The organism is Peptoniphilus sp., from assembly GCF_034090345.1.
Taxonomy (GTDB): domain Bacteria; phylum Bacillota; class Clostridia; order Tissierellales; family Peptoniphilaceae; genus Peptoniphilus.
Map to the genome: position 1 here is coordinate 1 of NZ_JAXDSS010000019.1, position 16,847 is coordinate 16,847.

At 29.7% G+C, this 16,847-nt stretch carries 18 protein-coding genes; all 18 read right to left on the bottom strand.

The features are described from left to right. Nucleotides 1–807: radical SAM protein (locus SOR77_RS01695; RefSeq protein ID WP_320635478.1), on the bottom strand; the 807-nt coding region annotated here is incomplete at its 3' end. Next, nucleotides 804–1,430, bottom strand: a complete 627-nt coding sequence (locus SOR77_RS01700) for an MBL fold metallo-hydrolase (protein ID WP_320635479.1) — start codon at nt 1,428–1,430, stop codon at nt 804–806. The genes SOR77_RS01695 and SOR77_RS01700, both read right to left, overlap by 4 nt. 3 nt (nt 1,431–1,433) lie before the next feature. Then, entirely contained in the window at nt 1,434–1,883 is a 450-nt protein-coding gene (dtd, locus tag SOR77_RS01705; RefSeq protein ID WP_320635480.1) for a D-aminoacyl-tRNA deacylase, read from the bottom strand. Between the two features lie 2 nt (nt 1,884–1,885). Further along, nucleotides 1,886–4,024, bottom strand: coding sequence for a bifunctional (p)ppGpp synthetase/guanosine-3',5'-bis(diphosphate) 3'-pyrophosphohydrolase (locus SOR77_RS01710; protein WP_320635481.1), 2,139 nt, complete (start codon nt 4,022–4,024; stop codon nt 1,886–1,888). Nucleotides 4,025–4,036: 12 nt separating this feature from the next. Further along, the gene (recJ, locus tag SOR77_RS01715; protein ID WP_320635482.1) at nt 4,037–5,800 is read right to left on the bottom strand and encodes a single-stranded-DNA-specific exonuclease RecJ; all 1,764 of its coding nucleotides are present in this window, start codon (nt 5,798–5,800) and stop codon (nt 4,037–4,039) included. 172 nt (nt 5,801–5,972) lie between these two features. Continuing rightward, the gene (gene scfB, locus SOR77_RS01720) at nt 5,973–7,337 is read right to left on the bottom strand and encodes a thioether cross-link-forming SCIFF peptide maturase (protein ID WP_320635483.1); all 1,365 of its coding nucleotides are present in this window, start codon (nt 7,335–7,337) and stop codon (nt 5,973–5,975) included. Nucleotides 7,338–7,373: 36 nt separating this feature from the next. Beyond that, entirely contained in the window at nt 7,374–7,520 is a 147-nt protein-coding gene (gene scfA, locus SOR77_RS01725; protein WP_004821637.1) for a six-cysteine ranthipeptide SCIFF, read from the bottom strand. 12 nt (nt 7,521–7,532) lie between these two features. Further along, nucleotides 7,533–7,817 carry a preprotein translocase subunit YajC gene (gene yajC / locus SOR77_RS01730; protein WP_320635484.1) on the bottom strand — a complete coding sequence of 95 codons (285 nt, stop codon included), beginning with the start codon at nt 7,815–7,817 and terminating at the stop codon, nt 7,533–7,535. Between the two features lie 14 nt (nt 7,818–7,831). Further along, nucleotides 7,832–8,944, bottom strand: coding sequence for a tRNA guanosine(34) transglycosylase Tgt (tgt, locus tag SOR77_RS01735; RefSeq protein WP_320635485.1), 1,113 nt, complete (start codon nt 8,942–8,944; stop codon nt 7,832–7,834). A gap of 7 nt (nt 8,945–8,951) precedes the next feature. Further along, complete coding sequence (gene queA / locus SOR77_RS01740) at nt 8,952–9,968, bottom strand: tRNA preQ1(34) S-adenosylmethionine ribosyltransferase-isomerase QueA (RefSeq protein ID WP_320635486.1); 1,017 nt, start codon at nt 9,966–9,968, stop codon at nt 8,952–8,954. A gap of 11 nt (nt 9,969–9,979) precedes the next feature. Beyond that, a complete protein-coding gene (locus SOR77_RS01745) occupies nt 9,980–11,083 on the bottom strand; it encodes a SpoIID/LytB domain-containing protein (protein WP_320635487.1) in 1,104 nt (367 codons plus the stop codon). Continuing rightward, the gene (ruvB, locus tag SOR77_RS01750) at nt 11,080–12,096 is read right to left on the bottom strand and encodes a Holliday junction branch migration DNA helicase RuvB (protein ID WP_320635488.1); all 1,017 of its coding nucleotides are present in this window, start codon (nt 12,094–12,096) and stop codon (nt 11,080–11,082) included. The genes SOR77_RS01745 and ruvB overlap by 4 nt, the downstream gene beginning before the upstream one ends. 10 nt (nt 12,097–12,106) lie before the next feature. Continuing rightward, on the bottom strand, nt 12,107–12,682 hold the full coding sequence (ruvA, locus tag SOR77_RS01755; protein ID WP_320635489.1) for a Holliday junction branch migration protein RuvA: 576 nt from the start codon (nt 12,680–12,682) through the stop codon (nt 12,107–12,109). Beyond that, nucleotides 12,682–13,176, bottom strand: a complete 495-nt coding sequence (gene ruvC, locus SOR77_RS01760) for a crossover junction endodeoxyribonuclease RuvC (RefSeq protein ID WP_320635490.1) — start codon at nt 13,174–13,176, stop codon at nt 12,682–12,684. Before ruvC ends, ruvA begins: the two co-directional genes overlap by 1 nt. A gap of 81 nt (nt 13,177–13,257) precedes the next feature. Next, nucleotides 13,258–14,016, bottom strand: coding sequence for a hypothetical protein (locus SOR77_RS01765; protein WP_320635491.1), 759 nt, complete (start codon nt 14,014–14,016; stop codon nt 13,258–13,260). A 75-nt stretch (nt 14,017–14,091) separates the two neighbouring features. Beyond that, a complete protein-coding gene (gene asnA, locus SOR77_RS01770; RefSeq protein WP_320635492.1) occupies nt 14,092–15,090 on the bottom strand; it encodes an aspartate--ammonia ligase in 999 nt (332 codons plus the stop codon). 59 nt (nt 15,091–15,149) lie between these two features. After that, entirely contained in the window at nt 15,150–15,767 is a 618-nt protein-coding gene (locus tag SOR77_RS01775) for a zinc dependent phospholipase C family protein (RefSeq protein ID WP_320635494.1), read from the bottom strand. A gap of 65 nt (nt 15,768–15,832) precedes the next feature. Continuing rightward, on the bottom strand, nt 15,833–16,847 hold a 1,015-nt coding region (locus SOR77_RS01780; RefSeq protein ID WP_320635493.1), incomplete at its 5' end, for a glycosyl hydrolase family 18 protein.

The window sequence follows — 16,847 nt, forward strand, 5'->3', positions numbered from 1 at the left end:
ATTTATCGACTTAACTGTCTTAAAATTCATAGATTGAGGATTTATACTTATTCTATCAACATCATGATTTGATAACATTTCAATCATTTCATCAGTGAGTGTTTCAACCCTTCCAGCCTCTACTGTAAATTCTATTGTATCTCCAAAGCTATATTTTAGAGTTTCAATAATAGTATTTAAGTTTTTAACACCTATTGAAGTCGGTGTTCCTCCACCTATATAAATACTACTTGGATTTTTATTCAAATATTTAGATTCGAATTCTATTTCTTCGATAAGTTTATTTACATAATCTTCAACCATACTAGATTTACTATTTAATGTATGATATGAGCAATAAGTGCATTTACTAGGACAAAATGGTATGTGAACATATACACTATAATTATCTATATTTTCACTTATTATATCCTTTTGAATATTTAAAATTTCATAAGCTAAATTAATCTTTTCATCTGATATAGAATATTCTTTCTTTAAATAATTCCTAACATCGTCTTCATCCATATCCTTAAGAAGATTATAGATTAATTTTAAAGGGCGTATTCCGTGAAGAACTCCCCATTTAGGAACTTCTAATTGATTTTCTTTGAGTTGATTAATTAACTCTAACTTTAAATATCTTTGTAAATTTGTTGATTTTTTTATAGGAATTACAAAATTATATTTGTCACTATTTATTTTTAATAACTCATCTTCTATTTTTACACACATAAAATTTTCCCTCTCGTATGAGGGAAATATTATTCTTAAAAATTCATAAATTTCATGCACTAAACCTTGGTTCTCTATTTCTATTTTTATCATAGTCTTTGCAAAAATGGATTATAGATTTTTTCAAAACCTAATTGAGTTTCTTGCCCATGCCCTGGTAGAACTAAAATATCGTCATTCAAATTAGTTAGTTTTTTCAATGAGCTCATTAGAGTGTCGTAATCTCCTCCCGGTAAATCCGTTCTACCTATTGAACCATAGAACAATGTATCTCCTGAAATTAATATATCATCTATTAATAGGCAAACTCCGCCTGGTGTATGCCCAGGAGTTTCCAAAACTCTTATATCTCCTCCGGAAAAATTGATAATATCTCCTTCAGAATAATAATGCTCAACTTTTAGGTAAGAATCCGTTCCTAACATCATATTTAATTCCTTAGACCTTATTTCTAACATTTCTTCATCATTTTTAGAAATATAAGCCTCTATCCCAAAATGATTTCTAACTTCATCTAAAGCTCCAAAATGGTCTGGATGTGCATGCGTTAAAAGTATCTTAGTTGGTTTTAAATTATTGTCTTCTATAGCTTTAATTATCTTTTCAGCTTCTGCCGCTGGGTCAATTATTATAGCTTCTTCGTTTGAAAAAAGAATATAACAATTCGTCGCATATGAACCAAGTGTAAGCCTTAATATTTTAAACTTTCTCTCCATATATTAAAATTCCTTTCTACTATCTAACAAAATAGTAACTGGGCCATGGTTTATAAATTCAACATCCATATCCGCTCCATATTCTCCACTCTCTACCTTTAAAGAATCTGCCTTAAGTTTTTCTATGAATTTATTATAGAAATTTATTCCTGATTCAAATTTTGCCGCTCTTACATAGGATGGTCTATTTCCTTTTCTCGCATCGCCATATAATGTAAATTGACTAACTACTAAAATTTCGCCATCAATTTCTTTTATACTTAAGTTCATTACTCCATTTTCGTCATCAAATATTCTCAAGTTGGTAGATTTTTTATAAATATATTCAAAATCTTCGTCGGTATCTTCTGCCTCAACACCTAATAAAATTAATAGTCCATATTCTATTTTGCCTACAATACTTTCTTCAACTTCTACTGATGCTCTTTTTACTCTTTGTATAACTGCTCTCATAATTATGCCTTCATTCTATATACATCTAATACATGCTCTATTCTCTTTATCTTTTCAATAAGTCTTGATAGCTCTTCTATTGATTTTATATCGACAGTTATTGTAACAAATAAATCTCCATCTTTAGTTCTGGCATTTAAAGCCGTCATACTTAATTTAGAATCATTTATCCTATTTGCTACATCTCCTATTACATGGGCCTTATCAAGTGCCCTAACTTCAAATTGAGCACTATAACTATCTCCTTCTTTAGTATCCCACTTAACCTCTATAAATCTTGGGTCATTTTCTATATCTGAAACATTTGTACAGTCTCTTCTGTGTACGGAAATCCCTCTGCCAAAAGTTATATACCCAACAATGTCATCACCTGGAACAGGATTACAGCACTTAGCAAATCTAACTTTTAAATTATCAACACCTTCAACAACAACTCCACCTTTGGCAATTCTATTAGGTTCAGTTTTTAAAGGTATATTTTCTAATTTATCATTTTTATGCTCAATATTATAAAAATCTTTAATTCTAGTCATTACTTGAGCAACTGTAACCGATCCAAAGCCTATTGCTGCGTATAAATCTTCAACTGAAAGTAAATTAATTTTCTTTCTAATTTCTTCTAGCCATTCTTCCTTTAAAACTTCAGAAGGTTTATATCCTAATTTTTTTACTTCTCTTTCTAAAGATTCTTTTCCTCTTTCAATATTCTTTTCTCTATCTTTAACTTTAAAATATTGATTTATCTTTTTCTTAGCCTGTGGACTCTTTACAATCTTTAACCAGTCATGGGAAGGTCCTGAATTAGAATTTGTGATAACTTCTATTATATCGCCACTCTTTAACTTATAATCTAAAGATACAATTCTCCCATTAATCTTTGCACCCGTACAAGTGTTTCCTACTTGAGAGTGTATTCTATAAGCAAAATCCAAAGGTGTAGAACCCTCAGGTAAGTTTATTACATCGCCTTGAGGTGTAAATACAAATACTTCATCAGCAAAGAAATCCACTTTTAAAGTCTCCATAAAATCATTAGGGTCACTTAAATCTTTTTGCCATTCTAAAAGTTGTCTTAACCATGTTAAATTTTCATCAAAACTTGTACTTTTTGAAACCCCTGCCTTATATTTCCAATGTGCAGCGATACCATATTCAGCTGTTTGATGCATTTCATAAGTTCTAATTTGAACTTCAAAAGTCTCTCCATGATTGTCAATTACTGTTGTATGCAATGATTGATATTTATTAGGTTTTGGCATTGCTATATAATCTTTAAACCTGCCCGGAATAGGTTTCCAAAGAGTATGAACAACGCCTAAGACCCCGTAACAATCCTTAATATCTTCTACAAGAACTCTAACTGCCGATAAGTCATATATTTCTTCAAAATTTTTGCCTTTATACTCCATTTTTTTATAAATAGAATAAAAATTCTTAGGTCTTCCATTTATATCCGCAACTATCCCTAATTTTGTTAAATTTTGTTTTAATTCCGCTATAATCCTATTTATTAAGTCTTCTCTTTCCTGTCTTCTCTTGTTTACCATGTCTACTAATTTATAGTATTTGTCTGGATCAATATATCTTAAAGATAAATCTTCTAATTCCCATTTTATCTTGCTAATACCAAGTCTATCAGCAATAGGAGCATAAATTTCTATAGTCTCAAGAGCTTTTTCATGCTTTTTAGCATCAGTCATATATTCTAAAGTTCTCATATTATGGAGCCTATCAGCTAACTTGACAATGATAACTCTAATATCCTTAGCCATAGCCAATACCATTTTTCTAATGTTCTCAGCTTGCTTTTCCTGCTTATTTCTATAATTTAATTTTTTTAATTTAGTCACTCCATCGACTAAGTAAGCTATCTCAATACCAAAATTTTTTTCTACATCTTCAAAAGTTACTTCAGTATCTTCAATAGTATCATGTAGCAAACCAGCTATTATAGTTGGAGTATCCATATTCATTTCAGCTAAAATCATAGCAACATTCAAAGGATGTATTATATAATCTTCACCTGAATTTCTCTTTTGTCCTTCATGATTTTTTTTTGCTATTTCAAATGCCAATCTTATTTGTTCAAAATTTGCATTTTGATTGTAAGATTTAATTTTTTCTATCAGTTTTCCAATCATATTATCACCAATCTATAATTTCTTTTTGCTAACTCTCATACTGGAAATACGAAGTTCTACATTTTTTACACCTCTAAATTCATTTATAACAGGGGTGTATACTAAATCAACTAAAATACTATTATTTTTATTATCCACTATCTTATAAACTTCATCTATTAATCCTAATTCATTACCAAGTTCAAATATAAATTCTTCAACGTTTTTAAAATAGAGTCCCCTCCTGACATTTTTGCCATCAGATACATCAAATTTTAAGACATTTTTATTTTTCCCCAGAACAGAAAAATTGAAAATTTTTAAATTTAAACTTGCAAATATAGGTTTAGGATTGCCATTTCCATAAGGCTTTAATATTTCTAAATCAGAAATCATATTAAAATTTACATCCTCTAAAGGAACTACACTATCTATATATATTTTTTTTACTAAATCTTCTTTTGCTAAATTAGAATTATTATTTACATCTACAATAAAATCCTTTAATCTATCCTCGTCAATACTAAGTCCACAAGCCATTTTATGTCCGCCAAAAGCCCTAAACTTGTCCTTGTATTTTCCCAAGTTTTCAAACATATCATATTCTTCTATGCTTCTTCCGGATGCTTTAAGAAAGTTTTTGCTTTTTGTAAACACCAATGTAGGCCTATTGTATTTTTCTTTTATTCTACCAGCTATAATTCCTATTATAGATTCATCAATTGAAGTTTCTTTTACCATTAAAATCCTAAGTTTTTTATCTAGCTCATATTTTTCTATTAATTTATCTACTTTTAAATATCCTTCTTCAGTAAGTTTTTGTCTTTTCTGGTTTAATTCTCTGAGCTCTTTTGCCATTACCATAGCTTGAGAATAATCATTCTCTAGAAATAATTCCAAAGATAATTCTGCACTTTCTAGCCTTCCACTAGAATTTATAGTTGGTCCAATTATAAATCCAATATGATAAACATCTAGGCTTCCTTCTATTTGACAAGCTTCTATCATAGCTTTTAATCCAATATTTGTTGTTTCATTAAGCTTTTTGATTCCTTCAGCGACTATATTTCTGTTTTCATCTACTAAACTCATTACATCACAAACTGTTCCTATAGTTGCAAAAGGCAAAAATTCATTCATAAATTCTTCTTCATCTTTACCATTGATAACGTATAATTGCTGAATTAACTTAAATGCAACAACAGCACCACATATCCCATTAAAAGGGTATTTAGAAGAACTTCTCTTAGGATTAATTACCGCTATAGCAGTTGGCAACTGTTCAACACCATCTACATATTGAACTTCATGATGGTCTGTAACTATAACATTAATTCCTAAATTATTAGCATGTTCTAAAGCTTTTATAGCTGCTATACCATTATCACAAGTTATTATTAAATCAATTCCATCATTTTTAGCACAATCTATTATGTTTTCATTAATTCCATATCCATCTTCCACTCTATGAGGAATCTTATAATCAACATTTGCCCCAATATTTCTAAGACCTTTACATAATATAAATGTAGATGTAACTCCATCTACATCATAATCTCCCACAATTCTTATTCTTTTCTCATCTCTTATATTTTGCATTATTAAATTCGTTGCCTTTATCAAATCAGGCAACAAAATAGGAGAGTGTAGATTTGAAATATCAGGATTCAAAAAAGACTGCACATTTTCTGCAGTACCTAATTCTCTATTTGATAATATTTTCTTCATATAATTTGATAAATTTAAATTATCAAAATTTATATCAGATTTTCCACTTTTTATAAACCATTTTTCCATAATATCACCATTTTCATGTCTTAAAGTATAACATATCTACAACTTAAAATCACTATTTGAGTATGATAAAAGAATTCTTCAGCTATTCTTTAATTATCTTAATTAGTTTAATTTCAGATTTAAAATTTCACATTAAAACAAAGGTCCTATAATAATTTATAGAACCTCTAGCTTATTCATTTTCATTTGCAAGAACTGAAATTGCACATTCAATTCTTTTTTTCTCCATTTCACAACCTATTCTATAAGGCTTTTTCAAATTATTGTTTGTATAATGTGAATTGGCATGGCATCCACCACTACAATAATATCTAGCCCAGCAAGTTGGACAATCATCTTTAGTAAATACATTGGAGCATTTAAATTCATCTCTTATCTTTGGATTATCTATTCCTGTATTTACATTCCCTAACTTAAATTCCTCTTCTCCTACAAATTGATGGCATGGGAATATGTCTCCTTCTGGTGTCACAGCTATATATTCACTACCAGCACCACAACCAACAGTTCTCTTTATAACACATGGTCCACCTGATAGATCTATCATAAAATGGAAAAACTTAAAGTCTGGGTCATCTTTTCTAATTTCTATATAATCCCTACTCATTTTTTCATATTCATCAAGAATTTTTTGAAGATGCTCTTCCCTTATAGCATAAGCTTGGCTGTCTTCTGTTACCACAGGCTCAATAGAAGTAGATTTAAATCCTAATTTATAAAACTCTTTTAAATCTTCTGAAAAATCTAAATTTTCGCTAGTAAAAGTCCCTCTTATATAATAGTCTTTATTTCCTCTAGCCTCTATTAGCTTTTTAAATTTAGGAATGATTATGTCATATGAACCTTTGCCTGATATTGTAGGACGCATATGGTCATTTATCGACTTTCTTCCATCTAAAGATAGAACTACATTTGACATATGCTCGTTTATAAAGTCAATTTTATCATCATCTAACAATACTCCATTAGTAGTTAGGGTGAATCTAAAATTTTTATTATATTTTTTTTCTTCTTCTCTTCCATATTTTACTAAAGTTTTTACTAAGTCAAAGTTCATAAGTGGTTCTCCACCAAAGAAATCAACTTCTAGGTTTCTTCTATTACCTGAATTTTGTAATAAAAAATCTAATGCTTTTTTACCTGTTTCTTCATCCATTAAAAGTCTCTCGCCTTTAAAGTCTCCTTGAGAAGCAAAACAGTATCTACACCTTAAATTGCAATCATGTGCAACATGTAAACACATAGCTTTTACTATATTTTGTGGGTTATAAACTGGTGTCTTTATATTTAAATCTTCTGCGAATAACATTTCATTTTCTATCAAATAATCTATTTCAGAAATAGCTTCTTCAATTTTTACATCTGTGTATTTATTAGAGAATTTTTTTCTTATTTTTTTATATGAATTATCTAAATCTTGTGTTTCTACAAAATCTATTGCATTATATACTAACTCATCTACAATGTGTACGGAGCCACTAGCTACATCCAGTACAATATATTTTCTATTTAAATAAAATTTATGAATATCTCTCATTTCTTCCTCCAAAGTTAAATAGGGTTGTTTCCAACCCTATTTTGCTTCGTTTTCACACTTTTGATTACCAACTGTACAAGAAGTCTTGCAAGCTGATTGACATGATGTTTGACATTCTCCACATCCGCCTTTTTCATAAGTATCTTTAAGCCTCTTGTTTGTAAGAGTTTTTACGTGTTTCATAAGTACCTCCCATTATTGTGCTTTGTTAGAAGCTAACGAACCAATTCCCCACTTCATAACATCAAGTCTTGTCTTTGTAGATGAAGTTTCAATTACTACGTAGTCTTCTTTGACTAGCAATACTTTTCCCATAATGCCGCCAATTGTGATGACATCGTCTCCGATTTTTATGTTATTTCTCATACTTTGGATCTCATTTTGTTTCTTCTTTTGAGGTCTTATCAATAAGAAATAAAATACTATCATCATAAGTATAAGAGGTCCAAATGTTACTAACATTGTACTAGAATCTTGCATGTTTCTCTCCTCTCCTATTTATTATATCCATATTTTCTATAAAAGTCATCCTTAAATTGTAAGAAATAATCTCCCCTTATAGATTCTCTAATATCTTCCATCAATTTTATTAAGAATCTCAAATTATGAATTGTAGCAAGTCTTAGTCCTAATATTTCATCAACATTAAATAGATGTCTTATATATGCTCTTGAATAATTTCTACAAGTATAACAATCACACTTTGGGTCAAGTGGCGAAAAATCTTCTTTATACTTTGCATTTTTTATTACCAACTTACCATTTGAAGTCATTACCGTTCCATTTCTTGCAATACGAGTAGGTAATACACAATCTGCCATATCTATACCTCTCTCGACTGCTTCAAATAAATAATCAGGAGTTCCAACTCCCATCAAATATCTTGGTTTATCTTGAGGCATAAATTCAGTTGTGTGGTCTAATATCTCATTCATCAACTCAAGAGGCTCTCCTACACTTAGTCCTCCTACTGCATATCCAGGAAAATCCATAGCAACTAAGTCTTTAGCCGAAACTTCTCTTAAATCTTTATACATTCCACCTTGGATTATACCAAATAAAGCCTGATCCTCTCTTTTATGGTATATCTTGCATCTTTCAGCCCAACGTGTAGTTCTCATCATTGAGTCATAAATATATTCATAACTTGAAGGATAAGGTGCACATTCATCAAAAGCCATTATTATATCTGAACCCAAAATATTCTGTATATCTATAGAAACCTCTGGTGAAATAAATTTTTTAGAACCATCAATATGGGATCTAAATTCAACACCTTCTTCACTAATCTTTCTATTTCCGCTCAAACTAAATACTTGAAATCCACCACTATCTGTCAATATAGGTTTGTCCCAATTCATGAATTTATGAAGTCCACCAGCTTTTTCTACTATATCCATTCCTGGCTTTAAAAATAAGTGGTAAGTATTTGACAATATTATTTGTGAGCCTAGGTCTTTAACTTCTTCTGGGGTCATAGTTTTTACAGTTGCTCTTGTACCAACAGGCATGAATATAGGCGTTTCTATTTCTCCATGCGGAGTTATTATTTTCCCCAACCTCGCTTTAGAGTCCTTAGATGTTTTTTCTAATTCAAATTTAAACATATATCTCCTATCTTATAAACATTGCATCCCCAAAGCTAAAAAATCTATATTTTTCTTTTACAGCTTCTTGATATGCGTTTAATATTATTTCTTTTGATGTAAAAGCAGCAACTAACATTATTAAGGTTGATTCAGGCAAATGGAAATTAGTTATAAGTGCATCCACAATTTTAAATTCATATCCCGGATAGATAAATATATCTGTATCTCCAGAACCATGAACTAACTTTTCTCCATCACAAGCACTTTCCAACGTTCTTATAGATGTCGTTCCAACTGCTATAATTCTTCTACCTTCTTGTTTGGCATTATTTATTTTTTCTGCCGCTTCCTTAGTTACTACATAATGTTCTGAATGCATTTTATGTTCATCTATATTATCTACTTTTACAGGTCTAAATGTTCCAAGCCCGACATGTAAAGTAACTTCTACTATTTCTACACCCTTTTCTTTTATTTTTTCTAAAAGTTCTTTTGTAAAATGTAGCCCAGCTGTCGGAGCAGCACTAGAACCTCTATATTTTGAATAGACCGTTTGATATCTATCTTTATCTTCAAGTCTTTCTGTAATATATGGTGGAAGTGGCATTTCTCCAAGCTTATCTAAAATATTTTCAAATATGCCATCATATTCTAACTTTATAAATCTATTGCCATCTTCTGAAATATCTATAATTTCACCTTTTAGTTCATCGCTAAAAATTATTTCAGTTCCTATTTTAGCTTTTTTACCCGGTTTAACTAAACATTCCCAAGTATCATTTTTATGATTTAATAAAAGAAATTCTATAAGTTCTTCTTTATCTTTTCTATGCCCATATATTCTAGCAGGGATTACTCTTGTATTGTTAATTACAAGTACATCACTGCTATTTAGCTCATTTATTATATTGTAAAAATGGTCATGCTCTATACCACCATTTTCCCTATTTAATTTTAATAGTCTTGAATTAGTTCTATCTTCCAATGGGTGTTGAGCTATTAACTCCTTTGGAAGATAGTAGTTAAAATCTGAAGTTTTCATTTCTCTCTTTTCTATTTTATTAATTTAGTTCCAGGGAAATAAAATTGAAGAATTTCTTCATATCCTTTCCCTTCTTTTGCCATGTTTACTGCTCCATACTGACTTAGCCCAACTCCATGTCCATAACCTTTGCCATTAAATACTATATCATTTTCAGTTTGGACTACATATAATGTACTCTTCATCTTTGCTGCTCCTAGAAGATTCCTAAGTTCACTAGCTTTTATATTGTAAGTCTTATCACCTAAAATTTCCAACAGTTTTACTCTCCCAGAGCTGTCAGTTTCTAAAATATTTATGCTATATATCTCTGTTAATGGATACTTGCTCTTTATCTTGTTTATAAATTCTTCTTTAGAAAACTTTAAACTCCATTTATAATCATCAGAATAAGGATCTTCTTTTCTCTTTAAATATGAATAATCTCCGCCCCATACTTCTTTCGCATCAGCTATTATACCCCCGGAAGATGCCCCAAAAATAGCAGATATCGGTTTTGAATCTACAGCTAAATACATCCCTTTAGTTTCATCTACTGCTTTTGTGGTTTTTTCATGTTCTGAACTTTGACCTCTATATACTTGAGAAGATGTTGTGTCAGTTAAGTTATACCCTTTTTTGATATACTTATTTTTGTTTGACATCGCGAAAGTTCTTGATGTTATAGCTTGAGTCTTTAAGGATTCCATAGGATGAGAATAGTCTAATTCATTATTAACTACTCCCTTTAAGTAGTCCTCTAATTCTATATAATTGATTGCATTTAATTTATTGTTTTCAACTTCAAAATGAAAATATCCTCTGTATTTATTTTTAAGTTTTATATAGCTTTCACTTGATATTTTAAATTCACCCTTTGCAGGAAAATTTTCTGATAAAATTTTATCTCCTGACTTTAAAATAATTTTGCCATCTACAAATTCTGCACTTATACTTTTTACACCTAAATCATGAATCTCATTTAATTCTTTATCCACTAAATGAAAATTTTTATCTGATGTTAGTTCAAATTTATTTGCTGAATTTCCTATTTTTATTTCGAAATAATTATCTTCAGCATAAGCTTTTGCAGGCAAAATAAAAATTAAAGCTAAAATTAAAAACAATCTTTTCATATAAAACTCTCCTGTTCTTTATAATCCAACCCAAAATGCTCGTAAGCTAATTTAGTTGCTACTCTTCCCCTAGGTGTTCTATTAATAAATCCTATTTGTAGTAAATATGGTTCGTATACATCTTCTATAGTTATTCTCTCTTCATTTACTGAAGCTGCTATAGCATCAATACCTACCGGTCTTCCTTGAAAGTTACTTATCATAGTCATTATAATCTTTCTATCCAAACCATCTAATCCATAGCCATCAATCCCTAAAAGGTTAAGCCCTTTTTTAGCAACATTTTCTGTTATTACTCCACTTTCTCTTACTTCAGCGTAATCTCTTACTCTTTTTAATAATCTATTTGCTATTCTTGGAGTTCCACGAGACCTCTTAGCTATTTCTATTGCACCTTCTTCATCTATCCCTATGTTAAGAATCCTTGCAGAACGCACTATTATTTCCTTTAGAGAATCTAAATCATACATTTCAAGGTTTAATATTACCCCAAATCTATCTCTAAGAGGAGAAGTTAACTGTCCAGCTCTTGTTGTAGCACCAATGAGAGTGAACTTTGGTAAATCAAGTCTTATAGACCTGGCAGATGGTCCCTTTCCAACTATTATATCTAAAGCATAATCTTCCATAGCTGGATATAATATTTCCTCTACAGTTCTATGAATTCTATGAATTTCATCTATAAAAATCACATCATTTTCTTCAAGATTTGTTAAAATGCTTGCTAAGTCCCCAGCTTTTTCTATTGCCGGACCACTTGTAACTTTTATATTTACTCCCATTTCATTAGCTATTATATTGCTAAGTGTCGTCTTTCCAAGCCCCGGAGGGCCACTTAATAACACATGATCTAATGACTCATGTCTGTTCCTAGCAGCTTCTATAAAAATATTTAGTTTTTCAATTACCTTATATTGACCTATATATTCATCCAATTTTTTAGGCCTTAAACTATTTTCTACAATAACATCTTCGCTCCCAAATTCTGGTTTTACTAACCTATTGTTTTCCATAAATTCATCCTTACTTGCCTAGATTCTTCAAGGCATATTTTATTTGTTCAGATATACTTATCGATTTATCCACTCCTGACAGCGCTATTTTTGCCTCATAACTACTATATCCTAAAGAAACTAAGGCATCTATAACTCCATCATTATCAACAACAGTTGATACACTTTCAGATTTTATATTAAAACTGTACTTTGCTATTTTATCTTTCAATTCCAAAACTATTCTTTGAGCAGTTTTTTTACCTACTCCAGGAGCCTGTGTTAAAATATCAGCATCTTCAACACTAATTGAATAAACTATATTATCTAATGATATAGCTGATAAAATTCCAAGCGCAACCTTTGGCCCCACAGATGAAACAGATGTCAATAAATCAAATAGTGTTCTACTTTCTCTTGTCAAAAACCCATATAATGTCAAACTATCTTCTCTCACTATCAAACGCAAAAAAATCTTATATTGCTTATAACTTAGTTCTGTAATTTCTTTTTCTGGCATGTATAAAACATATCCAAAATCATTAGTTTCTACTGTACAGTGATTTTCGTTTATCTCAACTACTTCACCTTTTATAAAATCAAACATTATTCCATCCTAAATAATTCTTTAAATTTAACTGAAGACGAGTGCGTTATTGCAACAGCCAAAGCGTCTGCCACATCATCCGGCTTAGGGATCTTACTTAAACCAAGTATCATTTTTACCATTTCTTGCACTTGTCTTTTTTCAGCTCTGCCATATCCAACAATTGCATCTTTTATTTGTAAAGGAGTGTATTCATAAATTTCTTCAACGTGTAACTTTACCGCTAAAATTTCCACACCTCTTGCTTCTGCAACTTGTATAGCTGTTTTCGTATTTTTATTAAAAAATAATTCTTCAAATGCTATATCATCTGGTTTATATTTTTCTATTAAATCTGTTAACTCTATATAGATTTTCTCAAGTCTTTTTGGAAATGTCAAATCTTTGTCAGTTGTAATAGCTCCATAAGTAACAGGCTTTAAACTATTCCCGATTACATCTATAATACCATATCCGATAATTGCATAACCTGGGTCTATTCCTAATATTCTCATAATTTATCCTATAAAAAAAACTAAGATCACTCTTAGTTTTTTATTCATTAAATACTCTATAAATTCTATAGATACAAAATTTTATTTGTATCTTTTTATAACTTGGTCATTAATTCCTTCCCAATAAGCATTTTCAAAAATTCTTATTCCATCTAAGTATAGGAATTTGACGATTTTTTTATTCAGTCCCTTTAATTCTCTTCTTGTCAAATTAGAATTAGTTTCTTTAAATTTTTTACCACCGTCCAAGTTAAATACTAACTGCTTATCGACATGAGCATTTAAATTATAAACTTTTCTCTTTAAAACTTTTAGATTGAATTTAAAAACTAAATCATATATTTGTTTCTTTACGTTAGAATCATTTTTAAAATCATTTAGAACTTTAGCTTTTAATTCAAGGATCTCAGGTTTTAAAATTTCTTTATTAAATAACTTTTTCATATTGTATAATTCTTCAATTGTAAAATATTTACAAGTCATTATTTCAAGAAGATTTACAGATTTTTTAGCACTTATTCCAGATCTATATCCCTCAAGATATAGATATAATTCAAATCTATTTACATCATCATGTATAAGGCTACTTAAATTATTAGCTATTAAATCTATTCCTTCTTTATCCTTCAAAAACTTTAATATATCTTTTTTTAAATGCTTTAAAGATATATATGTTGGGCATATATTATTAACAGATTCCTCAATTTGATAAATATTGAGAAGTATGTTTAGAGATTCAGAATCATTGTCATATAAAAATTTCTCAATCAAAAATCTCTTGACATCTTTTAAACAAAATTTATGATTCAATTGTTCTCCATTGATATAAAGTTGCTCCATTAGTTTCCTCCAGATAATATTATTATACAATATTTATCATCTGTTGTGTTATCAAATTTAAAATAACCTACCATTTTATAAAAGAATTATTCCATTCTTTTTACATTCTTCAATAGTATCTAAATCCCATACAGAAGCTTGCACTTCGCCTATGTGCTTCTTTTCAAGAAAATACATGCATAATCTAGATTGTCCAATTCCTCCGCCAATTGTAAGTGGTAAAGTATTTTCAAGAACTCCCTTATGATATGCAAGTTCTTTTAAATGCTCTCTTCCTGCTACTTTAAGTTGATTGTTTAAAGATTCTTCATTTACACGAATTCCCATTGACGATACTTCCATAGCATTATTTATTACAGGATCCCAAAATAAAATATCTCCATTAAGTGACCAATCATCATAATCTGGACTTCTTGAATCGTGCGGTTCTCCATTTGAAAGCCTTCCACCTATTCCTATTATAAATACTGCTTTTTTTTCTTTTACTATCGCATTTTCTCTTTCTTTAGAAGTCATATTAGGATATTTATTCAAAAGCTCCTCAGAAGTAATAAAGAAAATTTCTTCCGGTAGTTTTTTTGAAAGAACATATGGATATACTTGATTTATATATTCTTCAGCTCTTTTAAATACTTCAAAAATCTGTCTAACAGTAGATTTTAAAAATTCTATATTTCTATCTCCTGCTTTTATTATTTTTTCCCAATCCCATTGATCAACATAAACTGAATGAATAGAATCAAGTTCTTCATCAGGTCGTAAAGCATTCATATCAGCATACAACCCTTCATAATATTTAAACCCATATTCTTTTAAAGCATATCTTTTCCATTTTGCCAGTGACTGTACAATTTCAACACCAATTCCATATTTTCTGAAATCAAAGCCTACAGCTTTTTCAACTCCACTTAAATTATCATTCATACCTGTTTCAGGTCTTACCATAATTGGAGCTGAAATTCTTGCTAAATTTAATGTATTAGCTAAATCTCTTTGAAAGTAATCTTTTAAAGATTTAATTGCCATTTGTGTTTCTTTTAAGTCTAATTTTTTTACTTCTGAATTATTCCTCATTTTTTCCCCCAAAAAATTCTCCCATCTTCAAGATAGGAGAATTTAACAACAAATTTATTTTATATAAACTGATAACTCATTTCTTCATTATAAGAATGAATTGTTTCAATTATAAATGATGTTATTTTATAAGCTAGCAAGAACCCAAAATTTAAATCATTTGAAAAATTAGGATCACAAGACATATATTCTGAAACTATTTTCTCAATGTATACTTCAACAATACTCGCTAAATTTGAATCATTAGATACTTCTAACGCTTCAAACTCCAACTTCTCAAACTCATGTGTTGCAGAATATCTATTTAATTCAGACTCATACAACATATGCTCTCTCATATTTCCCATATAAGTCTTTCTATATGCGTGAGGATAACAAGTGTAATCACATAAATAATGAGATATTATACCTAATTTTCTTGAAAAATAATTATTTTGAATTTTAGTTAAATCTTCAAGTTTAGAATACCTGAATAAATGTACTAAAAGCACTATTTCTTTTGAAATATACTTTATGCTTTCATCTTTATAATGTCTTATCATTCTATAATAAGGCAATACATCCGGGGCTACAGAACCCCATGTAAGTTTATCTATATTTAAATTTATTCCGTATTCTTTTTTTATTTCTTCATTAACTCTTCGGACAACTCGTCTATGTGTTTCAGCTAAAATAATAACACGCTCCTTATCAAGTTATAAAAGTATTTTATATCTCATTAACGCTTTTGTCAAACAATGGACTAAACATTTTGAATATCATTTAAAACATTTTTTATTGTTTGCCAAATATCTCCCGTCTCAAATCCTTTTCTCCAACTAGCAACTCCACCTAGCCCATATTTCCCAACTAAAGATGTCTTCCACTTTATTGATTCAGAGTTTTCCACCCAAATTTTATAATGTTTCGAATTAGATGTATATTCAGCATAGTCTTGTTTTGCTTTTATATCCCAATCTATTTTCGCATTTTTTTCTTGAAGTATTTTATTTACTTGTCCCATTGATAATGCATCACTCTTTAAAGATTTATCATCTTCACTCCATAATCTTGAGTAAAATGGAACACATAATATCAATTTTTCTTGCGGTATTTGATTAATAACTAAGTTTATATTACCTTCAACCCAATTATATTCTGCAACTGAACCTGCTTTATCAGAAGTTGACCAATGTTGATCATATGCCATCAACATGACATAGTCAGCAATCTTACCAAGCTCTTTTCTATCATAAGGTTCTTTTTTAACATTGGATGATATTTGTGGTGTAACATCTATACTGACAATTAAATCTTGCGCATGGAATACTCCAGCTAATTCTCTTACAAATTGTGTTATCCCATCTCTATCATCTATCTTTGTATTCTCAAAATCTATATTTATTCCCTTTAAGCCATATTGCTTAGTTAATGAGAGAACTTTTTCTATAGCCTTTTCTCTTGAAGAACTTTTACTTAAAAATTCAGTAGTTAAATCAGCCTTAAAAGAATTATCTAAATATCCCCAGACATCAATTCCCAAATCATTATATTTTTTTACATAATCCTGTCTTCCTCTATCTATTATATTTCCTGAACTATCAGCTACAGAAAACCATGTAGGACAAACTACATCAACGCCTGGAAGTTCTTTAATTCCACTCACAATATCATCTGATTGTCTAGCATAAGTATAGTCCCATGTTAAATTGAGAGGGGCCTTAGCCTCTCTCTTCTTTTTTTCTTTTTCAATTTTAAATCTGTTTTTAGGAAACTTT